The following is a 20909-nucleotide window of genomic DNA, read 5'->3' as shown; positions in this document are numbered from 1 at the left end:
GCGCGATCTCGTCGAACGGGTTGGGCGAGAGCTTGACGCCCTCGGTGACCACCCCGGAACCGTCCGGCTTGACCTGGATGCGGACGTTGAAGTCCACCACCCGCTTGTAGGCGACGAGAATTTTCATCCTGTAGGGATTCCTTCGGTGACTGCGGACTGCCCGGCGGACGTCGGCTGGCGGGCGGAATCACGGATTTTACCGGGGGCGGGGCGGCCATGCGAGCGCGTAGGGTCGAGTAGGGTTGAAGCCATTGCCCGAAAGTGCCATGTGCCGGCCATCCCGCCTTGCGTAGAATGCCGGGGCATTCCCCTACGGACCGAAGCATGGCCAAGAGCAAGCTCTACCCCAGCGCCGCCGCTGCCCTCGAGGGGCTGGTCGCCGACAACCAGACTGTCGCGGTCGGCGGTTTCGGCCTGTGCGGCATTCCCGAGGCGCTGATCGCCGCGCTGCGCGACAGCGGCGTGAAGGGATTGACCGCGATCTCCAACAACGCCGGCGTCGACGGCTTCGGCCTCGGCCAGCTGCTGGCAACCCGGCAGATCCGCAAGATGATTTCGTCCTACGTGGGCGAGAACAAGGAATTCGAGCGTCAGTACCTGGCCGGCGAGCTCGAGCTGGAATTCAACCCGCAGGGCACCCTGGCCGAGCGCCTGCGCGCCGGCGGCGCCGGCATCCCGGCGTTCTTCACCCGCACCGGCTACGGCACCATTGTCGCCGAGGGCAAGGAGACCCGGCAGTTCGACGGCCACTGGTACGTGATGGAGACCGCGCTCAAGGCCGACGTATCGCTGGTCAAGGCGTGGAAGGCCGACAAGTCCGGCAATCTGGTCTACCGCAAGACCGCGCGCAACTTCAATCCCGCGGTCGCCACCGCCGGCGAAGTCTGCGTGGCCGAGGCCGAAATCATCGTCGAGGTCGGCGAACTCGATCCCGACCAGATCCATACCCCGGGCATCTACGTGCAGCGCCTGGTACACAACCCGAACCCCGAGAAGCGCATCGAGCAGCGCACCCTGCGCCAAGGAGGCAAGTAATGGCCTGGACCCGCGACGAAATGGCAGCGCGCGCCGCGCAGGAATTGACCGACGGCGCCTACGTGAACCTCGGCATCGGCCTGCCGACCCTGGTCGCCAACTTCATTCCCGACGGCATCGACGTATGGTTGCAGTCGGAGAACGGCCTGCTCGGCATCGGTCCGTTCCCGACCGAGGACGAAATCGACGCCGACCTGATCAACGCCGGCAAGCAGACCGTGACCGCGCGGCCCGGTGCCAGCTTCTTCGGCAGCCACGAATCCTTCGGCATGATCCGCGGTGGCCATATCGACCTGGCCGTGCTCGGCGCCATGCAGGTCACCGACAAGGGCGACCTGGCCAACTGGATGGTGCCGGGCAAGCTGGTCAAGGGCATGGGCGGGGCGATGGACCTGGTCGCCGGCGTGAAGCGCATCGTCGTGCTGATGGAACACGTGGCGAAGGACGGCAGCCACAAGATCCTGCCCGAATGCACGCTGCCGCTGACCGGCGTCGGCGTGGTCGACCGGATCATCACCGACCTGGCCGTGTTCGACGTGACGCCGGACGGGCTGGTACTGGTCGAAACGGCCCCGGGCATCGACGAGGACGAGCTGCGGCAGAAGACCGGCGTGCCGTTCCGTCGCGCTGCCTGAGCGCGGTCGCCGGGGCCGGAATGCGTACCCGTTCGCGCTTCAGGTTCAAATCCTAAGGAATTCACGCGCGTTTTTTCGCGGCGATCACGGCCGGTGCCCGCTATCATTGCGGGCACAGGGGGGCATTTGTGATTCGAGGCGATGCCCATGAAATTCCGGATCGGAGCTGTGCTCCTGGCGACCCTTCTGGCCGGTTGCGGCGGGTCGGGTTCTGACTCCTGGCAGGCGGGGTTGCGGGGTACCGCAACGCCTGGCCAGCCGTCGGGAAAGGCATCGGCTTCACCGGTTCCCGTACGCATGGCCGGGGTCTCGATTGCCGACGCCCCCGACCGCGGCAAGCTGGTCAGCTATCCGCAGGGCGCGCCGGCCCAGCAGAAGGGCGCCTTCACCTGGTATCCCGTTTCGGTCAGCGAAGAGCATGCGTTCAATGCGATCGCATCGGGCGAAATGACCTTTCCTGCGCCGGACGGCACGCAGATCAGGCTGCGCTACGAGCGCCACGCCGAGCAACTCGACGGGAATTGGACCTGGGTCGGCCGGGTGGTCGGCGGCGATCCGCGGCAGGAAGCGATCATCACCTTCGGCGAGCAGGCGGTATTCGGTTCGATCCCGCAGGAAAACGGCCCGCCGCTGAGCCTGCAGACGCGCCAGGGCGCGTTGTGGGTGGTGAAGATGGATCCTTCCAAGGCGGCCAAGCCGGGAATCCGCGGCGATGCCAAGGTGCCGCGTGCGGCGGCCAATGCCGTGCGCGATACCACGGCCACGGCCGAGGCGGCACCGATAGCCCTGAGCGGCATGGTCACGGCGCTGCGTGCGCCGCAGACCGACGCCAATACCATCGACGCCGCCATCGGCTATACGGCGGGCTTTGCCTCCTACTACGGCGGCACTTCGCAAGCGACGACGCGTCTGGCCTACCTGATCGAGGTCGGCAACCAGGCATTCAACAACAGCAACGTCGATGGCTACCTGAGGCTGGTGCGCACGCTGCAGGTCAGCTATACCGACGCCAATGCCAACGAGACGGCGCTGGATGCTTTGACCGGCACCGACGGCACGCAGTCGGTCCCGATTCCCTCAAGCCTGGTGCCGCTGCGCACCGCGCGTGACCAGTACAGCGCCGACATCGCCATCCTCGTGCGCAAATTCACCACCCCGGAGAACGACGGGTGTGGTATCGCGTGGCTGATCGGGGCGGACCAGACCCCCATCACCAACGGCGATGCGGCCTACGCGTATGCCGTGGTCAGCGACGGTACCGACCAGGGCACCGACGGGTTCAGCTATTACTGCGACGACAACACGCTGTCCCACGAATCGGCGCACCTGATGGGCTCCGCGCACGATCGCGCCAACGCACAGGGCGACAACGGCCAGCTGCAGTACGGGCGTTACCCGTATTCCTTCGGGCTGAAGACCTCCGCGGCCAACGGTAATTTCTACACGATCATGGCCTATGGCGATCCGGACCAGATGCCGTACCGTGTGTTCTCCAATCCCAGGATCACCTTTTGTGGTGACCGTGCTTGTGGCGTAACGAACAGTGAGGACAACGCACGCAGCTTGAATCAGACGATCCCCGTCTTGGCGCAGTTTCGCGCTTCGGTCTCGCCGATATCGGAAGTACGAGGGCCGGCCGATTTCGATGGTGATGGCCGGAACGACATCTTGTGGCGTCACGCTGTAACGGGCGCCAATTCCATCTGGAAAAGCGCCAATCGCAACACGTCGCAGACGGTTGCTGCAGTGACCGACATCAATTGGCGAGTGGCTGGGGTGGGGGATTTCGATGGTGATGGCCGGAGCGACATCTTGTGGCGTCACGCTGTAACGGGCGCCAATTCCATCTGGAAAAGCGCCAATCGCAACACGTCGCAGACGGTTGCTGCAGTGACCGACATCAATTGGCGAGTGGCTGGGGTGGGGGATTTCGATGGTGATGGCCGGAGCGACATCTTGTGGCGTCACGCTGTAACGGGCGCCAATTCCATCTGGAAAAGCGCCAATCGCAACACGCCGCAGACGGTCTCGACGGTTGCAGATACCTCTTGGAATGTCTATTCCTGAGCTGCAGTAGGTCAGCGCCATTCGTCATGACGAAAGTGCCATGGATGCATGTGGCGGCCGAGAAGGGAATGGGATGACTGCGAGTTGGTCCAAAGCGAAATGTGTAGCGGTCTGTTTTGCGGCACTGTTTGTTCAGTATTGATGTGGGCTGCCGGTTGTCTCATGGTCGTGCCCCTACGTTCAACAACCAGCCAGCGATTTGCTCAGCGACGACCGAAAGCAACTGCTCAAATGCGCCGGCTACTTGCGGGGCCTCCTTGCCGGCCGTGGGCTGTGTCTGCACGAAAGTATGGGATACAACCACGGTCTGGTTACGCACGCTGAGGAGCTTGGCGTTGATCTCAATGACCACATCAGGCACGGCCTTGCCGGCGTAATCGGCCTCGAAGCGGCGGATGTCGAGCACCAGCTTGTAGTCGGCGCGGATGCCGCTGCCCTGGCGGGCGACCGAGGCGATCTTCCCGGAATCCTCCAGGGCGTGCAGCACGGCGTCCGCGACCAGCGCGGTGGGCGGCTGCGACCAGCTGGCGCCGCGGTAGACCTGAAGTTCGCCGGGCGTCGGCCTCACCGCAATGCGGGTGCTGTCGAGCATGCGCGGCGCGGTGGGCGGCGCGATCGCCAGCGACCAGTCGACCTGCGGCCACGAAGGATCGGCGGCGACGCGCACGTCGGGCGCGTAGATCGTGGTGCCGCCGCCTTCGCGCGGGCCGCTGCCGAGGATGGAGCAGCCGGAAAGGCCTGTCGCGAAGGCAAGGACGACGGCGCGGAAGGCGATGCGCCTAAGTTGCGGTGTCGGGAGGCGTCGGTCCTTCCGCTCGATCATGGTTCGAACTCCTTCGGCGCGTCGCGCCCCAGCAGGTAGCGTGCGGGATTGCCTTCCAGGCGGTCGCTGACCCGACGCAGGTCGCGCACCAGCGCGCGCAGTTCGGCCAGCGTCGGGCCGAGCTGGGCCAGGCCGTCGTTGGCGAAGTTGTTGATCGCCGCGCGGTTCTCGCTGAGCAGGGCGTCGGCGTTGCCGGCCGCCGAATCCAGCTTGGCGAGGCTGGCGTCCAGCTTGTCGACCAGTTGCGGCAGCTGCTGCACCAGGTTCTTGTCGAGCCGGTCCATCGTGCCCTGCGTGGTGGCCAGCGTGGCGTCGAGTTTCTCCATCGCCTGGCGCGCATTGACGATCAGCATCTGCAGGTCGGCCTTCTGCGTGGCGATCGAACTGCTGATCTCGTCGAGGTTCTGCAGGGTCTTGCCGATGCTGGCGACGTTGCGGTCGCTGAACACCGTGTCGAGGCGGTCGACGATGCGATTGGCGGTGTCGGTGATGTTCTGCAGCGCCGAAGGCGTGGTCTGGATGACCGGCGCGTCGCTGCGGTCGCTGTCGGTGAGCCTGTGCGCCTGCGGCGTGCCGCCGGTGAGCTGGATGATGGTCGGCCCGGTCAGGCTGGTGATCGCCAGCTTGGCGCGGGTGTCGGTCTTGACCGGGGTCTCGGCGTCGAGGCGGATGCGCGCGATCGCCTGGCGCGGGTCGTTCGGCGCCAGCGACAGCTTGGTGATCGAGCCGACGGTGATGCCGTTGTACTGCACGGGACTGCCGGTCATCAGGCCGGTGACCGGCTCGTTGAACACCACGCGGTATTCCTGCCAGGTGCGCTCGGTCGAGTACTTCGCCGCCCACAGGCCGAACAGCAGCAGGGCGACGCCCACCGCGAGGGTGAAGGCGCCGATCAGCACGTAATTGGCCTTGGTTTCCATCGTCGTATCCTCCTCGAATCGCGGCTACGCGGGCTGCGGATCGCCTCGTGCCGCCCTCGCGCGCGGGCCGTGGAAGTATTCGCGGATCCACGGGTGTTCCAGCCGTTCGATCTCGCGCAGCGGACCGATCGCGGCGACCCTGCGGTCGGCCAGCACCGCGACACGGTCGCAGATAGCGTACAGGGTGTCGAGGTCGTGGGTGATCAGGAACACGGTCAGTCCCAGCGCCTCCTGCAGGGTCTTGATCAGGCGATCGAAGGCGGCCGCGCCGATCGGGTCGAGCCCGGCGGTCGGTTCGTCGAGGAACAGCAGCGGCGGGTCCAGCGCCAGCGCGCGCGCCAGGCCGGCGCGCTTGCGCATGCCGCCGGACAGCTGCGACGGCAGCTTGTCCATCGCCTCGGGCGGCAGGCCGGCCAGCTTGACCTTGAGCAGGGCAAGGTCGTAGCGCCAGGTGTCCGGGATCTCGGGGTGGTGCTCCTTCAGCGGCACTTCGACGTTCTCGCCGACGGTCAGCGACGAGAACAGCGCGCCGTCCTGGAACAGCACGCCGGTGTTGTGCTCGATGGCACGGCGGTCGTCCTCGTCGTCGGAACGCGCATCGGTGCCGAGCACGGTGATCTCGCCCGCGTTCGGCCTGCGCAGGCCGAGGATCGAGCGCATCAGCACCGACTTGCCGCTGCCGGAGCCGCCGACCACGCCGAGGATCTCGCCGCGGCGCAGGTCCAGGTCGAGGCCGTCGTGCACGACCTGTTCGCCGAAGCGGTTGACCAGGCCGCGCACGGAGACGATCGGTTCGCTGCCGCTGTCCGTCGCCATCGCGTTCACCAGCCCATCTCCATGAACCACAGCGCGGCCAGCGCGTCGATCACGATCACCAGCGAGATCGTCTGCACCACGCTCGAAGTGGTGCGCTCGCCGACCGATTGCGCGGTGCCCTTGACTTGCAGGCCCTCGAGGCAGCCGATCAGGCCGATCACCATGGCGAAGACCGGCGCCTTCGACAGGCCGACCAGGAAATGCCGCAGCTGGATGGTCTCGTACATGCGCGCCACGTACTGCTGCGGGCTGATGCCCAGGTCGAACGCGCCGACGGTGATGCCGCCGGCCAGGCCGGCCAGCATCGCCACGAAGGTCAGCAGCGGCAGCATCACCAGCAGCGCGACCAGGCGTGGCAGCACCAGCACGTCGACCGGGTCCAGGCCCAGAGTGTGCAGCGCGTCGATCTCCTCCTGCGCCTTCATCGCGCCGATCTGCGCGGTGAACGCGCTGGCGGTGCGCCCGGCCAGCACGATCGCGGTCAGCAGCACGGCGAACTCGCGCAGGAAGGCGATGCTGACCAGTTCGACCACGTAGATCTCGGCGCCGAAGTCGCGCAGGATGGTCGAGCCGAGGAAGGCGATCACGGTGCCGACCAGGTACGACAGCAGCGCCACCAGCGGCACCGCGTCCAGGCCGACCTGTTCCATGTGGTAGACGACCGAGACCGGGCGGATGCGCCGCGGCTGGCGCAGCATCCGCCACAGCTTGGCCAGGTTCTCGCCGGTGAAACTGAGCAGGGCGACGACCTCGCTGGCGTTGTCGTGCACGCGGAAGCCGAGGCGGGCCAGCGCGGCGACGAAGCCGTAGTCGCGGCGCGGCTTGGGCCGGTCGCCGGCGACGTCCTCGATGACGCCGACCAGGGCGCGGTGGTCGGCGCGGAACCGCAGCCGTTCCGGCGGCAGGCCGCGGCGCCTGGCGAAGCGCAGCAACTGCATCACCCCGGCCGAATCGATGCGGCCGATGCCGCTGGCGTCGAGCGTGTCCACCGCGTCCGGCAGTTCGCGCAGCCGCGCCGGGATGTCCATCGCATGCGCCAGCGACCAGTCGCCGGACAGGCGCGCCCGTGCCGGCTCGGCCGGGTCGATCTGGAACTGCGGGCGGTCGGCGGTTGCGCTCATTCGGCCGGTTCAGGTCGCGATGCGTCGAAGCATACCGAACTGCCGCATGGGCTGGCGTGCATGCCCGAAGGCCTACACAATTCGGCCATGCCGCCCATTGCCGCCGATTCCACCGCCACCTACGCCCAGCGCATCGCCTTCGTTTGCGAGATCGCCACGCGCCTGCACAGCTACGGCACCACCGCGCAGCGCCTGGAGCGCGCGGTCGAGGTCCTGTCCGAGCGCCTCGGCCTGGACTGCGACCCGTGGTCGAATCCCACCGGCATCATCCTCAGTTTCAGCGACCCAACCCGGCCGCTGGGCGCCAGCGACACCACGCGGGTGATCCGGCTCGAGCCCGGCGATAACGACCTGCACAAGCTCAGCGAGGCCGACCGCATCGCCGAGGAAGTGGCGAACGGACGCATGAGCATCGCCCAGGGCCATACCGCGCTGCGCGGGCTCGACCGCAAGCCGACGCGACGCGGGCGCGTGGCCCAGGTGGCGGCGTTCGGGCTGGCCTCGGCCGCGGTGGCGGGGCTGTGGCGGTTGCCGTGGCTGGACATCGCCACCGCCGCGCTGATCGGCCTGGTCATCGGCGTGTTCGCGCAGCTGACCGAGAAGCGCCCGCGGCTGCAGGAAGCCAGCGACGCGGTGTCCGCGCTGGTGGCCGGCCTGCTGGCGGTGCTCGTCGCCGACTTCGTCGCGCCGCTGAACCTCAACACGGTGATCATCGCCTCGCTGATCGTGCTGCTGCCGGGCATGACCCTGACCAACGCGGTCAACGAGCTGACCAGCCAGCACCTGGTCTCGGGCACGGCCCGCTTCGCCGGCGCGGTGAGCACGGTGCTGAAACTGACCATCGGCAGCATGATCGCGGTCAGCGTGGCGCGGCCGCTGGGGCTGGACCCGGAGGTACGCGCGTTGCGGCCGCAGCCGGACTGGGTCGAATGGGCGTCGCTGGTGCTGGCCGCGTACGCGTTCGCGGTGCTGTTCAAGGCGCACCGGCGCGACTACCCGTGGGTGATGTCGGCGGCGATCGCCGGCTACCTGGTTTCGCGCTATGCGGGCGAAGCCTGGGGCAGCGGCGCGGGCATCTTCCTGTCGGCGCTGGCGATCACCATGGCCGGCAACCTGTTCGCGCGCCGCGCGCGCCGCCCCGGCGCGCTGATCCGCCTGTCGGGCATCATCATGCTGGTGCCCGGCAGCACCAGCCTGCGCGGGCTGATGAACCTGGTGCAGCAGACCGGCGGCGAATCGGCGCTGCTCGGCGCGCTCAACATCATCATGGCGCTGGTGGCCGGCCTGCTGTTCGGCAACCTGCTGATGCCGACGCGGCGGAATCTGTAGGGGCAGGGCCCGCCCCCACGGGGGCGGCTCAGCCGCCCAGTTTCCCGCGCAGCTGCTCGCGGGTCAGGTTCTCGGCTTCGTTCGCGTTGCGCGCGCGGTATTCGAAGGTGCCGGCGGCAAGGCCGCGTTCGGATACCACCACGCGGTGCGGGATGCCGATCAGTTCGATGTCGGCGAACATCGGCCCCGGGCGCAGGCCGCGGTCGTCGAGCACCGCGTCGATGCCGGCGGCGAGCAGTTCGTCGAGCAGCGTTTCCGCCGCCGCGTTCACCGCGGCGTCGTTCTTCGGGTTGATCACGCACACCGCGACCGTCCACGGCGCCATCGGCGCCGGCCAGATGATCCCGGCCGCGTCGTGGTTCTGCTCGATCGCCGCCGCCACGATCCGCGACACGCCGATGCCGTAGCAACCCATCGCCGGCACCACCGCCTTGCCGCTTTCGTCGAGCACGGTGAACTTCATCGCCTCGCTGTACTTGTGGCCGAGCTGGAACACGTGGCCGACCTCGATGCCCCGCGCGAGCCGGATTTCACCGCCGTCCGCCGCCTTGTCGCCTTCGACCACGTTGCGGATGTCGGCGACGGTTTCCGGCTCGGGCAGGTCGCGGCCCCAGTTGACGCCGGCGATGTGGAAGCCGGCCTCGTTGGCGCCGACCACGAAATCGGCCAGCGCCGCGACGTCGCGGTCGGCGACGACGCGGACCGCCTTCCTCGGCCGCAGCGGGCCGAGGAATCCCGGTTCGCTGCCGAGGTGATCGAGGATCTCGGCCTCGTTCGCCAGCCGGTAGTCGGCCAGCCCCGGCACCTTGGCCAGCTTGATCTCGTTGACGCTGTGGTCGCCGCGCACCAGCGCAAGGACGAAACCATCCGCACCGACCACCGCCACCGATTTGACCGTGCGCGCCAGGTCGATCCCCAGCAGCGCCGCGACTTCCTCGCAGGTCTTCTGCGTCGGCGTCGGCACCTTGCGCAAGGGCTCCGTCGCCGCCGGGCGCGGGCCGGGCGCGGCGGCGCTCGCGGCTTCCACGTTCGACGCGTAGTCCGAGCCGGTGGAGAAGGCGAGGGCGTCCTCGCCCGATTCGGCCAGTACGTGGAATTCCTGCGAGGCGTCGCCGCCGATCGCGCCGCTGTCGGCCTGCACCGCGCGGAACTGCAGGCCCAGGCGGGTGAAGATGCGGGTGTAGGCGGCATGCATGTTGCGGTATTCGCGGACCAGGTCCTCGTCGGTCAGGTGGAACGAATACGCGTCCTTCATCAGGAACTCGCGCGCGCGCATCACGCCGAAGCGCGGGCGGATCTCGTCGCGGAACTTGGTCTGGATCTGGTAGAAGTTCACCGGCAGCTGCTTGTAGCTGGACAGTTCCTGCCGGGCGAAGTCGGTGACCGCCTCCTCGGCGGTCGGGCTGTAGCAGTATTCGGCTTCCTTGCGGTCGGCGATCTTCAGCAACTGGCCGCCGAACTTCTCCCAGCGCCCGGTCTCCTCCCACAGCTCGCGCGGCTGCACCGTCGGCATCAGCATCTCGATCGCGCCGGCGCGGTCCATTTCCTCGCGCACGATGCGCTCGACCTTGCGCAGCACGCGCAGGCCCAGCGGGGCCCACGTGTACAGGCCGGACGCCAGCTTGCGGATCATGCCCGCGCGCAGCATCAGCTGGTGGCTGACGATCTCGGCGTCGGCCGGGGTTTCCTTGGCGGTGCGGAGGTGGAATTGCGACAGACGCATCGGCGGGGGCTTTCGACAGGCGGAAAGCGGGCATTTTGCCATGCACGGAGGCGGTTGTTGGTTGCTGGTTCATGGTCCCCGGCGGCCGGGCCGCGCCTGAACCAGCAATCAGGAACCAACAACCGGGAACCAACAACCAGGAACCGCTTCAATCCCCGCGCACTTCCTGCTGCAGCGGCCGGTTGCGGTCGATCCGCTCGTAGCGCCGGCCCTTCGGCGGCTGGTCGGTGATCTGCAGCACGCCGTTCTCGTCGCGCCAGCGGTACAGCGCGGGCACGGCGTCGCGGGCCTGCGCGGCGGCGGCCCGTTCGGCGCGGCGCTGCTTTTCGCTGGTCTGTTCCGGGCTTTCGCGCGACATCCACCAGGCCAGCCCGCCGCCCAGCGCGATCCCGGCGACGATGGCCCAGGCCAGCCGCATGGACTATCGGGCCGTTGCCGGGGCCGGGCAGTAGGCCCTGACCTCGGCCTCGGCGATCGCCTTCTGGTTGGCCTGTCCGGCTTCGTCGAGCACGTCGTCGGGCTTGCCGTCGCCATCGTTGTCGACCTGCACCTTGACGTTCTTCGACAGGATGTCGAGGTTGTGCCGCGCGTTGGTGCACTGCGCGCTCTCGGCCGGCCTGGCCGCGGGCGCGGCCGGCGTGGCGGGCTCGCCGTGGTTGACGATGGCGCGGTCGCTGGCGTCCCGTCCTTCCGGCGGCTTGTCGGAGTAGTGGGTCACGCCGCTGGCGTCCTTCCACTGGTACAGGCGGGTGGTCTGGGCCTCGGCGGTGGCGGCTGCGGCCAGTCCGGCCATCAGGACCAGCAGGGCGGAAACGGGCGGGGTGCGCATCGACGGCTCCGGGTGCGGTTGCGGCAGCGGTCGATTGCAGCACCGCCGGACGGCGCTGGCAAGGCGCCGGCTTCGGCTAAACTGGGACGCATGGAAGAAAACCGCAATTCTCCCCCCCGTCCGCGCGGCATCTACCTGCTGCCGAACCTGTTCACCACGGCCGGGTTGTTCGGCGGTTTCTACGCGATCATCGCCGCGGCCAACGGCCAGTTCGTGCACGCGGCGGTGGCGGTGTTCATCGCCGGCATCGCCGACGGCCTGGACGGCCGCGTCGCGCGCCTGACCGGCACCAGCAGCGAATTCGGCGTGCAGTACGACTCGCTGGCCGACCTGGTCAGTTTCGGCATGGCCCCGGCGCTGGTGATGTACCACTGGTCGCTGTCGGCGCTGAAGCTGGACAGCGCGCTGCTGGGCCGGGTCGGCTGGGCAGTCGCCTTCCTCTACGCGGCCTGCGCGGCGCTGCGCCTGGCGCGCTTCAACACCCAGGTCGCGGTGGTCGACAAGCGCTGGTTCATCGGCCTGGCCAGCCCGGCCTCGGCGGGGCTGATGATGTCCTTCGTCTGGGCCTTCGCCGACGGCGACCTGGGCGTGAGGGGGCCGCAGCTGCGCTACGTGGCGCTGGGCATCACCCTGGCCGCGGCCCTGCTGATGGTCAGCCGCGTGCGCTACTGGAGCTTCAAGGGCGGCGCCGGGACCGGACCGAAATCCGATCGCGTGCCCTTCGTGGTGCTGCTGCTGGTCCCGGTGGTCATCGCGATCCTGGTCGTCGACGTGCCGCGCGTGCTGTTCGCGGTCGGCGTGGTCTACGCGCTGTCCGGGCCGGTGGCGTGGCTGTTGCAGCGTTTCCGCAAGACGGAGCCGGCGGCGTGAGCGACGCCGCGCCGTGGACCGCCGAGCAGCAGCGCTGGCTGGCGGCGCTGGGCCATACGGTGTGGGTGCGCGGCGCGTTGCCGGTGGCCGAAGCCGCCCAGGCGCCGGCGGAAACGCCGATGCCGGCGCTGCCGCCGGCGCGGCGCGAATTCCAGGCCAGGGCCCCCGGGCGACCGCAGGCCGGCCGCCCTGCCGCGCGTCCGGCTCCGGCCCCGCGCGACGGAACCGACTCGGCGCCCGTCGCCGCGCCGCGCCGCGTGGCGACGCGCATGCCCGACCGCCTGCACATCGCGTTGATCCGCGCCGCCGGCATCAATCCGAATTCGCCGGAAATGGCCGACGTCGTCGCGCAGTTGCCGGCGTCGGCCGAACTGCGCGGCAATCCCGCGGCCAAGCGCGCGCTGTGGCCGCGCCTGCGCGCGCTGCGCGCGAAGGCGCGGCGGTGAACGCGGCGCGCATCGAAGCGCACGGCGCCGAAGCCGCGCTGCGGCCGATGCGCGACGACGACCTCGACGCGGTGATGGCGGTCGAGCAACGCGCCTATCCGTTCCCGTGGACGCGCGGCATCTTCCGCGATTGCCTGGCCGCCGGCTATCCGGCGTGGGTCCTGCACGAGCGCGGCCTGCTGATCGGCTACGCGGTGCTCAGCCTCGCCGCGGGCGAGGCGCACATCCTCAACATCTGCGTGGCGCCGGAGCGGCAGGGCCGGGGCCTGGGCCGCCACCTGCTGCGCGCGCTGCTGAAGCAGGCCCGCGCAGCGAAGTGCGAGCGGGTGTTCCTCGAGGTGCGCCCGTCGAATCCGCACGCGCTGGCGCTGTACCACAGCGAAGGCTTCAACGAGATCGGCCGGCGCCCGCGCTACTACCCGGCGCACGACGGCCGCGAAGACGCGATCGTGATGGCGATCGAACTGGTCGACGGCGACATCGACAGGATGCCGCCGTTGCAGGGGCGGGCAACGAAGGGCGAGAAGTGAGGAACGGGTAAACGCAGTCCGCCCGTTCCCTTCCAGCCGTTCCCGTTTTTCAGAGCTTCGCGCGCTGTGCCTGCAGCGCGGCCAGTTGCGCGCCCCAGTCGGCGAGACGCTGTTTTTCCTGCTCGACCACCGCCGGCGGCACCTTGTCGGTGAACTTCGCCAGCTTGCCTTCGCTCTTGGCCTTTTCGGTCGCGACGCGGGCGATTTCCCTGTCGAGGCGGATGCGCTCGGCGTCGAGGTCGACCAGGCCTTCCAGCGGCACCAGCAGTTTCAGGTCGCCGACCACGGCGGCGGCGGAAGCGGGCGCCGCGGCGTCGGCGGCGAGCCATTCGACCGATTCGAGCTTGAGCAGGAACTTCAGCGGCGAAGCGAAGCCGTCGCAGCGCGCGCGGTCGGCGGCATCGCCGCCCTGCAGCAGCAGGCGGATGGTCCTGCCCGGGGCCACGTTCAGTTCGCTGCGGATGCGGCGCAGCGAGGTGACCATCGCCTTCAGCCATTCGACGTCGGCCTCGGATTTCGCGAATTCCTGGCCGGCGAAGTCGGCCGCGGCCGGGTACGGGCGCAGCGACACGGTCTTTTCGGCGATGCCGAGTTTCGGCGCGACCTGTTGCCACAGCTCCTCGGTGACGAACGGGGTCAGCGGGTGCAGCAGGCGCAGCAGCGATTCGAGCACGTGGAGCAGGGTGTGGCGGGTGCTGTCCGCGGCCTCGGCGTCGTCGCCGTTGAGCGCCGGCTTGGCCAGTTCGACGAACCAGTCGCAGAACTCGTTCCAGGCGAATTCGTACAGGGCTTGCGCGATCAGGTCGAAGCGGTAGGCGGCGAACTGGGTTTCGACTTCGGCCGTGACCTTGGCCAGCCTCGCGAGAATCCATTTCTCTGCATCCGTTCTCGGCGTAGGAGCGGCGTGAGCCGCGGCTGAGGTGTCCGGTGCTTGCGGAAGCATTCGCTGGCTCGGAAGGTCCGCGGTCGCGGCTGACGCCACTCCTACGGAGAAGCCATCCGTGTTCATCAACACGAAGCGCGTGGCGTTCCACAGCTTGTTGCAGAAGTTCTTGTAGCCCTCGGCGCGGCCCAGGTCGAACTTGATGTCGCGGCCGTGGGTGGCCAGTGCGGCGATGGTGAAGCGCAGCGCGTCGGCGCCGTGCGCGGCGATGCCGGTGGGGAATTCCTTGCGCGTGGCCTTCTCGATCTTCGGTGCGTCTTGCGGCCGCATCAGACCAGTCGTTCGCTTGGCGACCAGGTCCTCGAGCGCGATGCCGTCGATGATGTCGAGCGGGTCGAGCACGTTGCCCTTCGACTTCGACATCTTCTGGCCCTGTGCGTCGCGGATCAGGCCGGTGATGTAGACGTCGCGGAACGGCACCTTGCCGGTGAAGTGGTCGGTGGCCATGATCATGCGCGCCACCCAGAAGAAGATGATGTCGAAGCCGGTGACCAGCACGCTCGACGGCAGGTAGCGGTCGAAGCCGCGCTCCTTCATTGCCGCCTCATCCGGCCAGCCCAGCGTGCTGAACGGCCACAGCTGCGACGAGAACCAGGTTTCGAGCACGTCCCTGTCCTGGGTCAGCTCCACCCCGGCGGACAGGCCGGCGCGCGCGCGCGCTTCGGCCTCGTCGCGGCCGACGTAGGCGTTGCCGGCGTCGTCGAACCAGGCCGGGATGCGGTGGCCCCACCACAGCTGGCGTGAGATGCACCAGTCCTGGATGTTCTCCATCCAGTGGCGGTAGGTGTTGATCCAGTTCGGCGGGACGAACTTCACCTCGCCGGACTCGACGAGTTCCAGGCCGCGCTTGGCGAGGCCTTCCATCTTCACGAACCACTGGTCGGTCAGGTACGGCTCGATCACCTGGCCGGTGCGGTCGCCGCGCGGGACCTGCAGCTTGTGCGGCCTGGTTTCGACCAGCAGGCCGAGCGCCTCGAGATCGGCAAGCACCCGCTTGCGCGCCTCGTAGCGGTCGAGGCCGCGGTACTTTTCCGGGGCGTTGTCGTTGATCGCCGCGGTCGGGGTCAGGATGTTGATCAGCGGCAGCGCGTGGCGCTGACCGACCTGGTAGTCGTTGAAATCGTGCGCCGGCGTCACCTTGACCACGCCGGTGCCGAACTCGCGGTCGACGTAGTCGTCGGCGATCACCGGGATCTCGCGGTCGGTCAGCGGCAGCTTCACGGTCCTGCCGATCAGGTGCGCGTAGCGCTCGTCTTCCGGATGCACCATCACCGCGACGTCGCCGAGCATCGTTTCCGGGCGCGTGGTCGCGACGGTGAGCGAGCCGCTGCCATCGGCGAGCGGGTAGGAGATCGACCACAGGAAACCGTCCTCCTCGACGTTCTCCACCTCGAGGTCGGAGATCGCGGTCTTCAGCACCGGGTCCCAGTTGACCAGGCGCTGGCCGCGGTAGATCAGGCCTTCCTCGTGCAGCTTCACGAAGGCTTCGACGACCGCCTTGCTCGCCATCGGGTCCATCGTGAACGTGCTGCGCGACCAGTCGCCGGACGCGCCGAGGCGGCGCATCTGCCGTTCGATGGTGCCGCCGGACTGCGCCTTCCATTCCCAGACCTTGGCGACGAAGCCGTCGCGGCCCAGCGAGTCGCGGGTCTCGCCCTTGCCTTCGAGCGCGAGGTTGCGCGAGACGACCATCTCCGTCGCGATGCCGGCGTGGTCGGTGCCCATCTGCCACAGCGTGTCGTAGCCGCGCATGCGGTGGTAGCGCACCAGCGCGTCCATCAGCGTGTGCTGGAAGGCGTGGCCCATGTGCAGGGTGCCGGTGACGTTCGGCGGCGGCAGCAGGATGGTGTACGGCTCGCCCTTGCCGGACGGCTTGAAGAAGCCGGCGTTTTCCCACTCCGAGTAGATGCGGGATTCGAAGGATTTCGGGTCGTAGCTGGAGGCGAGGTCGGTCATGGGGCGAGAAGTGGGCGGAGAGGAGCGGGAAGTGAGCGGAAGACGGGAGTGGGTGGCTGCGCCTGGCTTTTACCCACTTCTCGCGCCTCTCCGCTCGTTCCTCGAATTACATGTCGTGCTTGTTCAATTCGAAATCCAGCGCCTTGTACTGCTTCCAGCGCTCGCGCAGCGGCTCGCGCGCGGCCGGGTCGGCGGGAACGACCTCGAGGATGCGTTCGCACGGTTTCAGCCACACGTCGTCGCGCAGGTTGATCACCAGCGGCCGCGACGGCGCGTCGGTGTCGGGCGCGGCGATCAGGATCGGCGCCTCTTCCTCGTCGTCGTCCGCGCCGGCGATCTGGTGCGGCAGGTATTCGTCCGGGTCGAACGCCCACAGCAGGTCGTCGAGCTCTTCCGCCTGGGCCATGTCGCGCGCCAGGATCAGCGTCGGCTGGCTGGCGGCGTAGGCGCGCTTGGCCAGCTCGCAGACCAGCAGCAGCGGCTGTTCCAGGAACCGCGGCTTGGCGATCAGGTAGAAGTCGGCGCGGGGCATGCTATGGGTTCTTGGTTGCTGGTTCTTGGTTCCTGGCGGGCTGCCGGCGGGGTTTCCCAACAACCAACAACCAGGAACCAACAACCATCGGATTCATCCCGCCCGGTCCAGCAGCCACTGGCTCAGCAGGCCGACCGGCCGGCCGGGGGCCATGCCGTTCTTGCCGGAACCATTGGCGGTGCCGGCGATGTCCAGGTGCGCCCAGCGCTGGCCTTCGGCGAAGCGCGCCAGGAAGCAGCCGGCGGGGATCGCGCCGGCCCAGCGGCCGCCGATGTTGTAGACGTCGGCGAAGGTCGAGTCGAGCAGCGTCTGGTATTCGTCCCACAGCGGCAGGCGCCAGGCGCGGTCGAACACGTGCTCGCCGGCGGCCAGCAGTTCGTTCGACAGGGCGTCGTGCTTGCTCATCAGGCCGGTGGCGAAATGGCCCAGCGCGACGATGCAAGCGCCGGTCAGCGTCGCGACGTCGACCAGCGCCTGCGGCTGGAAGCGCTCGGCGTAGGTCAGCGCGTCGCACAGGATCAGGCGGCCCTCGGCGTCGGTGTTGCCGACCTCGATGGTCTTGCCCGACATCGAGGTGATCACGTCGCTGGGGCGGTAGGCGTTGCCGTCGATCGCGTTCTCGACCGCCGGGACCACGACGACCAGGTTGATCGGCAGCTTCATCTTCACCGCGGCGACGAAGGTGCCGATGACGGTGGCGCCGCCGCACATGTCGTACTTCATCTCCTCGATGCCGCCCTGCGTCTTCAGGTTGACGCCGCCGGTGTCGAAGGTGATGCCCTTGCCGACCAGCACGTAGGGCTTGGCGTCGCCGCCGTTGCTCCACTTCAGCACGATCAGGCGCGGGCGATTGGCCGAGCCGCGCGCGACCGCGAGCAGCGAGTCCATGCCCAGCTTGTCCATCTGCTCCTCGTCGAGGATCTCGGACTCGGCGCCGTTGGCGGCGGCGAACTGGCGCGCCTGCTCGGCGAGATAGGCCGGGTTGCAGATGTTCGGCGGCAGGTTGCCGAGGTCGCGGGCGAACTTGACGCCATCGGCGATCGCCTCGCCCTGGGCCAGCGCGGCGGCATCGCTGCCGCTGATGGCGAGGCGGGTCAGGCCGGGGGCGTCGTTCTTCTTCTTGCCCAGCGTCGCGGTGTAGCGGTAGACGGCATGGTCGGCGGCGATCACCGCCTGGCGGATGTTCCAGGCCGCGTCGCGGCCCTTGACCTCGATTTCACTCAGCGTGAACAGCGCGCTGCCCGAGGGGCCGGTCTTCAGCGCGCGGGCGGCGTCGGCGACCGCCTTCAGGTACTGCGGCACGCCGAACTTGGCGGCGTCGCCCAGGCCGACCACCAGCACGCGCGGCGCGGCCACGCCGGGCAGGTCGGGCAGGAACGCGGTCTTGCCGGTCTTGCCGCTGACGTCGCCGCGCTCGAGCAGGGCGGACAGGCGGCCGCCGCTGGCGGCATCTATCGCCTGCGCGGCCGGGGTCAGGCCCCTGTCGGCGGGCGTGCCGTTCGAGAACGCGCCTACCACGATGCAGTCGAACGCGGCGGTAGCGGGGGCATCCTGGTTCAGGAGGAATTCGAGGGCCATTGCGCAGATTTCCAGTCGTTGGAGGTGTGCCTGTCGGAACATGCCATGGAAGCCGGACGAGGCTTTTCGGGGTTCCTTCCGTACAATCGCAGGCTTTCCGGCCGGGCGTTTCGGCGTCGGGCCGGGTCCGGAAACCAGCGAACGAACCCGAGATTGTAAGACAAGCCCGATGCCCAAGCTGGACCGCTACCTTTTCCGCGAATTCCTCCAGGGCTTCCTGGCGACCCTGATCGTGCTGCTGGTGGTCAGCCTGGGCGGCGTGCTGGCCGACCTGCTGCGGCGGATCGCCGAGGGCCGGGTGCCGGCCTCGCTGCTGCTGTCGCAGCTGGGCCTGCAACTGGTCAGCTACCTGCCGATCGTGGTCCTGCCGCTGTCGCTGATGCTGGGCCTGCTGCTGACCTTTTCGCGGCTGTACCGGGATGCCGAGATGCCGGTGCTGGCGGCGACCGGGATCGGGCCGCGCCGGCTGCTGAAGCCGCTGCTGATGCTGGTGCTGCCGGTGGCGGGCGTGATCGGCGCGTTGTCGCTGTGGCTGGCGCCGTGGGCCGAGGCCACCGGCGTGCGGATGGTCGAGCGCGCCAACCGCAGCCTGGTGGCGGCGGGGCTCGAGGCCGGCAAGTTCACCGTGCTGTCGAACGGCGGCGTGGCCTACGTCGGCGCGATTTCCGACGACGGCGTGAACATGCGGCGGGGATTCGTGCAGCGGCAGCGGGACGGGCGCCTGGACGTGGTCACCGCCGCCAGCGGGCAACTGTCGTTCGAGGGCGAAAAGAGCCGCTACCTGCGCCTGGACGCCGGCTTCCGCGTCGAAGGCCCGCTCGACGGCGGGCTGAACTACAACCTGGCGCGCTTCGCCAGCAACGAGTTCGCCCTGCCGGACCGCGAGGACCAGCGCGACGAGAACGATCCGGAACTGCTGCCGACGACGCGGCTGATCGGCGATCCGCGGCCGGGTGCCAACGCCCAGCTGCATTCGCGCCTCACCCCGCCGCTGCTGGCGCTGGCCTTCGCCCTGCTGACCCTGCCGCTGTCGCGCAGCTCGCCGCGGCAGGCGCGCTACGGCCGGATCATGCTCGGCTTCCTGGTGTTCCTGGTCGGTACGCTGCTGATGTTCAACGGCACCCAGGCGCTGGCCGACGGCAAGCTGCCGCCGGCGCTGGGCCTGTGGTGGCTGAGCCTGCCGATGCTGGCGCTGGCGGCGTGGTTCTACCTGCGCGACGGCCACCTGTCGCGTCCGAAGAGGGCCGGCGCATGAGGCTGAGCCCGAACATCCACGATCTCTACGTCGGCAAGGTGGTGCTGGGCACCGTGCTGCTGGTGTGGACGGTGCTGGTCGGCCTGGACGTGATGCAGGCGCTGCTCGGCGAATTGAAGGACATCGGCAAGGGCGGCTACAGCTTCGCCCACGCGCTGGCCTACGTCGCCTACACCGCGCCGCGCCGCGCCTACATCCTGTTCCCGACCTCGGCGGTGATCGGCGCGCTGATGGGCCTGGGCCAGCTGGCGGCCACGTCGGAGCTGACCGCGCTGCGCGCGCTGGGCCTGTCGCGCAGGCGGCTGAGCATTTCGGTGGCGGTGACGCTGGCGCTGCTGACCCTGCTGATGGTGGTCGGCATGGAGACCGTCGGCGCGTGGGGCGACAACCAGGCGACCGTGTTGAAGAACACCGCGCGCAACGGCAACGTGGCGGTGGCCCGCTATTCCGGGTTGTGGGCGCGCGAAGGCGACGTGTTCCTCAATGCGCAGACCGGCGACGAGGTGGTGCGCGACGGCCAGCCGGAAGTGCATTTGCGCGACGTGCGCCTGTACGAACTGGCCGGCGACGGGCGCCTGCAGTCGATCGCGCACGCCGCGCTGGCGGTGCACGGCGCCGACGGCTGGCTGCTGAAGGACGTGCGCCGCACCACCTTCCACGCGCGTTCGGTCGAGCAGAAGCAGGTGGCCGAGGAGCGCTGGGAGTCGAAGCTGGACGCGGCCTCGCTGTCGGCCAACATCGCCCGGCCGCGGGCGATGACCGCGCGCGACCTGGCCAAGAGCATCGACTACCGCGAGCGCAACGGGCTGGACGCGCGCGATTTCGAGGACGAGTACTGGAGCCGCTGGTTCTACGCGTTCAACGTGCTGGCGCTGTGCCTGGCGGCGATTCCGTTCGCGTTCGGCAGCCTGCGCAGCGGCGGCCTCGGCAAGCGGCTGTTCCTCGGCATCCTGTTCGCGCTGGGCTTCTGGGTGCTGCAGCTGCTGTTCAGCCGCCTGGCGCTCGCGTTCAAGCTGGATTTCCGCCTGGCCTACGCGCTGCCGCCGATATTGATGCTGGTCGTGTCGGGGTGGCTGTTCAAGCGGCGGAGCCGCTGAGCCGGACAGGTCCGAGAAAAGCTCGATCGTCGCCGCCAGACTGAGTCGCGCGGGCCTGTTCGACGAGCGCGGCTACATCGGCTTGCGAAAGTTTCTTTAATTCATCGAATGCGGCCCGGGTGGCGGATTCCTTGCCGTTGCCTTCGCCATAAAGCTGCATGCCCCCATCGGGCTTGACGTAGACGATGAAATAGAAAGGGCTCGCCGGATTGCCCTGGTCCGAGACGATCACGATGGATCTCGAGTCATCACAGGCGTAGACCAGCCATCCGGTTTTTCCGTAGGTCTTGTGTAACGGTCCGATCCTGCAATCGAGCGCCGGAGGCCTGTCGGAAGAGGCATGGGACGCACTTGCGATGATGGCCAGGCCCATCGATGTCAGGAAACGCGTGATATTTCCCATC

Annotated in this window: 20 protein-coding genes and 1 pseudogene; 9 read left to right on the top strand and 12 right to left on the bottom strand. The window is 68.6% G+C overall.

Annotated features, from left to right (window positions below; genetic code table 11):
- Nucleotides 1–127 (bottom strand): annotated as a pseudogene (locus CSC71_RS12160) (EtfB protein); the annotation flags it as partial.
- A 197-nt stretch (nt 128–324) separates the two neighbouring features.
- On the opposite strand from CSC71_RS12160, the gene CSC71_RS12155 reads away from it, so the two are divergent.
- The 3 genes from CSC71_RS12155 (at nt 325) to CSC71_RS12145 (ending at nt 3737) form a co-directional block, all read left to right on the top strand.
- A complete protein-coding gene (locus CSC71_RS12155) occupies nt 325–1035 on the top strand; it encodes a CoA transferase subunit A (RefSeq protein ID WP_162374646.1) in 711 nt (236 codons plus the stop codon).
- Nucleotides 1035–1670: a CoA transferase subunit B gene (locus CSC71_RS12150; RefSeq protein ID WP_162374645.1), complete on the top strand. Its 636-nt coding sequence runs from the start codon at nt 1035–1037 to the stop codon at nt 1668–1670. Before CSC71_RS12155 ends, CSC71_RS12150 begins: the two co-directional genes overlap by 1 nt.
- Nucleotides 1671–1817: 147 nt before the next feature.
- Nucleotides 1818–3737, top strand: a complete 1920-nt coding sequence (locus CSC71_RS12145; protein WP_162374644.1) for a reprolysin-like metallopeptidase — start codon at nt 1818–1820, stop codon at nt 3735–3737.
- A gap of 160 nt (nt 3738–3897) precedes the next feature.
- On the opposite strand, the gene CSC71_RS12140 is transcribed toward CSC71_RS12145, so the two are convergent.
- From CSC71_RS12140 to CSC71_RS12125, 4 genes are read right to left on the bottom strand one after another with little or no spacing between them, the layout of a single operon-like run.
- Entirely contained in the window at nt 3898–4560 is a 663-nt protein-coding gene (locus tag CSC71_RS12140; RefSeq protein ID WP_162374643.1) for an ABC-type transport auxiliary lipoprotein family protein, read from the bottom strand.
- Nucleotides 4557–5480 (bottom strand): MlaD family protein, encoded by a 924-nt coding sequence (locus CSC71_RS12135; protein ID WP_162374642.1) that lies wholly within the window; start codon nt 5478–5480, stop codon nt 4557–4559. The genes CSC71_RS12140 and CSC71_RS12135 overlap by 4 nt, the downstream gene beginning before the upstream one ends.
- 24 nt (nt 5481–5504) lie before the next feature.
- Nucleotides 5505–6296, bottom strand: coding sequence for an ABC transporter ATP-binding protein (locus CSC71_RS12130; protein ID WP_162374650.1), 792 nt, complete (start codon nt 6294–6296; stop codon nt 5505–5507).
- A gap of 5 nt (nt 6297–6301) precedes the next feature.
- Entirely contained in the window at nt 6302–7417 is a 1116-nt protein-coding gene (locus CSC71_RS12125) for an ABC transporter permease (RefSeq protein ID WP_162374641.1), read from the bottom strand.
- Nucleotides 7418–7477: 60 nt separating this feature from the next.
- On the opposite strand from CSC71_RS12125, the gene CSC71_RS12120 reads away from it, so the two are divergent.
- Nucleotides 7478–8746, top strand: a complete 1269-nt coding sequence (locus CSC71_RS12120) for a threonine/serine exporter family protein (protein ID WP_425501951.1) — start codon at nt 7478–7480, stop codon at nt 8744–8746.
- Nucleotides 8747–8774: 28 nt separating this feature from the next.
- Here the strand turns inward: CSC71_RS12120 and CSC71_RS12115 are convergent, their stop codons facing one another.
- From CSC71_RS12115 to CSC71_RS12105, 3 genes are all read right to left on the bottom strand, one after another.
- Nucleotides 8775–10469, bottom strand: coding sequence for a proline--tRNA ligase (locus tag CSC71_RS12115; RefSeq protein WP_162374639.1), 1695 nt, complete (start codon nt 10467–10469; stop codon nt 8775–8777).
- 148 nt (nt 10470–10617) lie between these two features.
- The gene (locus CSC71_RS12110; protein ID WP_162374638.1) at nt 10618–10887 is read right to left on the bottom strand and encodes a DUF4124 domain-containing protein; all 270 of its coding nucleotides are present in this window, start codon (nt 10885–10887) and stop codon (nt 10618–10620) included.
- A gap of 3 nt (nt 10888–10890) precedes the next feature.
- Nucleotides 10891–11298, bottom strand: coding sequence for a DUF4124 domain-containing protein (locus CSC71_RS12105; protein WP_162374637.1), 408 nt, complete (start codon nt 11296–11298; stop codon nt 10891–10893).
- 90 nt (nt 11299–11388) lie between these two features.
- Between CSC71_RS12105 and pssA the strand changes: the two genes are divergently transcribed.
- The 3 genes from pssA to rimI are packed head-to-tail and all read left to right on the top strand — an operon-like array spanning nt 11389 to nt 13144.
- On the top strand, nt 11389–12168 hold the full coding sequence (gene pssA / locus CSC71_RS12100; protein WP_162374636.1) for a CDP-diacylglycerol--serine O-phosphatidyltransferase: 780 nt from the start codon (nt 11389–11391) through the stop codon (nt 12166–12168).
- The gene (locus CSC71_RS12095; protein WP_162374635.1) at nt 12165–12614 is read left to right on the top strand and encodes an alanine acetyltransferase; all 450 of its coding nucleotides are present in this window, start codon (nt 12165–12167) and stop codon (nt 12612–12614) included. The genes pssA and CSC71_RS12095 overlap by 4 nt, the downstream gene beginning before the upstream one ends.
- A gap of 47 nt (nt 12615–12661) precedes the next feature.
- Complete coding sequence (rimI, locus tag CSC71_RS12090; protein ID WP_162374649.1) at nt 12662–13144, top strand: ribosomal protein S18-alanine N-acetyltransferase; 483 nt, start codon at nt 12662–12664, stop codon at nt 13142–13144.
- Between the two features lie 49 nt (nt 13145–13193).
- Here rimI and CSC71_RS12085 read toward each other — a convergent pair whose 3' ends face one another.
- From CSC71_RS12085 to CSC71_RS12075, 3 genes are all read right to left on the bottom strand, one after another.
- Complete coding sequence (locus tag CSC71_RS12085) at nt 13194–16043, bottom strand: valine--tRNA ligase (RefSeq protein WP_162374634.1); 2850 nt, start codon at nt 16041–16043, stop codon at nt 13194–13196.
- A 106-nt stretch (nt 16044–16149) separates the two neighbouring features.
- A complete protein-coding gene (locus CSC71_RS12080) occupies nt 16150–16575 on the bottom strand; it encodes a DNA polymerase III subunit chi (RefSeq protein ID WP_162374633.1) in 426 nt (141 codons plus the stop codon).
- 93 nt (nt 16576–16668) lie between these two features.
- Nucleotides 16669–18153 carry a leucyl aminopeptidase gene (locus CSC71_RS12075; protein WP_162374632.1) on the bottom strand — a complete coding sequence of 495 codons (1485 nt, stop codon included), beginning with the start codon at nt 18151–18153 and terminating at the stop codon, nt 16669–16671.
- A 169-nt stretch (nt 18154–18322) separates the two neighbouring features.
- Between CSC71_RS12075 and lptF the strand changes: the two genes are divergently transcribed.
- The gene (gene lptF / locus CSC71_RS12070; RefSeq protein ID WP_162374631.1) at nt 18323–19408 is read left to right on the top strand and encodes an LPS export ABC transporter permease LptF; all 1086 of its coding nucleotides are present in this window, start codon (nt 18323–18325) and stop codon (nt 19406–19408) included.
- Nucleotides 19405–20505, top strand: coding sequence for an LPS export ABC transporter permease LptG (lptG, locus tag CSC71_RS12065; protein ID WP_162374630.1), 1101 nt, complete (start codon nt 19405–19407; stop codon nt 20503–20505). Before lptF ends, lptG begins: the two co-directional genes overlap by 4 nt.
- On the opposite strand, the gene CSC71_RS12060 is transcribed toward lptG, so the two are convergent.
- On the bottom strand, nt 20486–20908 hold the full coding sequence (locus CSC71_RS12060) for a hypothetical protein (protein ID WP_162374629.1): 423 nt from the start codon (nt 20906–20908) through the stop codon (nt 20486–20488). The genes lptG and CSC71_RS12060 overlap by 20 nt on opposite strands.
- Between the last annotated feature and the right edge of the window lies 1 nt (nt 20909).

This window comes from Pseudoxanthomonas sangjuensis, from assembly GCF_010211755.1.
Lineage (GTDB): Bacteria > Pseudomonadota > Gammaproteobacteria > Xanthomonadales > Xanthomonadaceae > Pseudoxanthomonas_A > Pseudoxanthomonas_A sangjuensis.
The sequence above is the reverse complement of the archived record's forward strand: the minus strand, read 5'-3'. Positions and strand labels throughout refer to the sequence as shown.

Coding starts and splice junctions, on each gene's coding strand:
- CSC71_RS12155 (WP_162374646.1), top strand. CDS start 325: ATGGCCAAGAGCAAGCTCTACCCCAGCGCCGCCGCTGCCCTCGAGGGG.
- CSC71_RS12150 (WP_162374645.1), top strand. CDS start 1,035: ATGGCCTGGACCCGCGACGAAATGGCAGCGCGCGCCGCGCAGGAATTG.
- CSC71_RS12145 (WP_162374644.1), top strand. CDS start 1,818: ATGAAATTCCGGATCGGAGCTGTGCTCCTGGCGACCCTTCTGGCCGGT.
- CSC71_RS12140 (WP_162374643.1), bottom strand. CDS start 4,560: ATGATCGAGCGGAAGGACCGACGCCTCCCGACACCGCAACTTAGGCGC.
- CSC71_RS12135 (WP_162374642.1), bottom strand. CDS start 5,480: ATGGAAACCAAGGCCAATTACGTGCTGATCGGCGCCTTCACCCTCGCG.
- CSC71_RS12130 (WP_162374650.1), bottom strand. CDS start 6,296: ATGGCGACGGACAGCGGCAGCGAACCGATCGTCTCCGTGCGCGGCCTG.
- CSC71_RS12125 (WP_162374641.1), bottom strand. CDS start 7,417: ATGAGCGCAACCGCCGACCGCCCGCAGTTCCAGATCGACCCGGCCGAG.
- CSC71_RS12120 (WP_425501951.1), top strand. CDS start 7,478: ATGCCCGAAGGCCTACACAATTCGGCCATGCCGCCCATTGCCGCCGAT.
- CSC71_RS12115 (WP_162374639.1), bottom strand. CDS start 10,469: ATGCGTCTGTCGCAATTCCACCTCCGCACCGCCAAGGAAACCCCGGCC.
- CSC71_RS12110 (WP_162374638.1), bottom strand. CDS start 10,887: ATGCGGCTGGCCTGGGCCATCGTCGCCGGGATCGCGCTGGGCGGCGGG.
- CSC71_RS12105 (WP_162374637.1), bottom strand. CDS start 11,298: ATGCGCACCCCGCCCGTTTCCGCCCTGCTGGTCCTGATGGCCGGACTG.
- pssA (WP_162374636.1), top strand. CDS start 11,389: ATGGAAGAAAACCGCAATTCTCCCCCCCGTCCGCGCGGCATCTACCTG.
- rimI (WP_162374649.1), top strand. CDS start 12,662: ATGCGCGACGACGACCTCGACGCGGTGATGGCGGTCGAGCAACGCGCC.
- CSC71_RS12085 (WP_162374634.1), bottom strand. CDS start 16,043: ATGACCGACCTCGCCTCCAGCTACGACCCGAAATCCTTCGAATCCCGC.
- CSC71_RS12080 (WP_162374633.1), bottom strand. CDS start 16,575: ATGCCCCGCGCCGACTTCTACCTGATCGCCAAGCCGCGGTTCCTGGAA.
- CSC71_RS12075 (WP_162374632.1), bottom strand. CDS start 18,153: ATGGCCCTCGAATTCCTCCTGAACCAGGATGCCCCCGCTACCGCCGCG.
- lptF (WP_162374631.1), top strand. CDS start 18,323: ATGCCCAAGCTGGACCGCTACCTTTTCCGCGAATTCCTCCAGGGCTTC.
- lptG (WP_162374630.1), top strand. CDS start 19,405: ATGAGGCTGAGCCCGAACATCCACGATCTCTACGTCGGCAAGGTGGTG.
- CSC71_RS12060 (WP_162374629.1), bottom strand. CDS start 20,908: ATGGGAAATATCACGCGTTTCCTGACATCGATGGGCCTGGCCATCATC.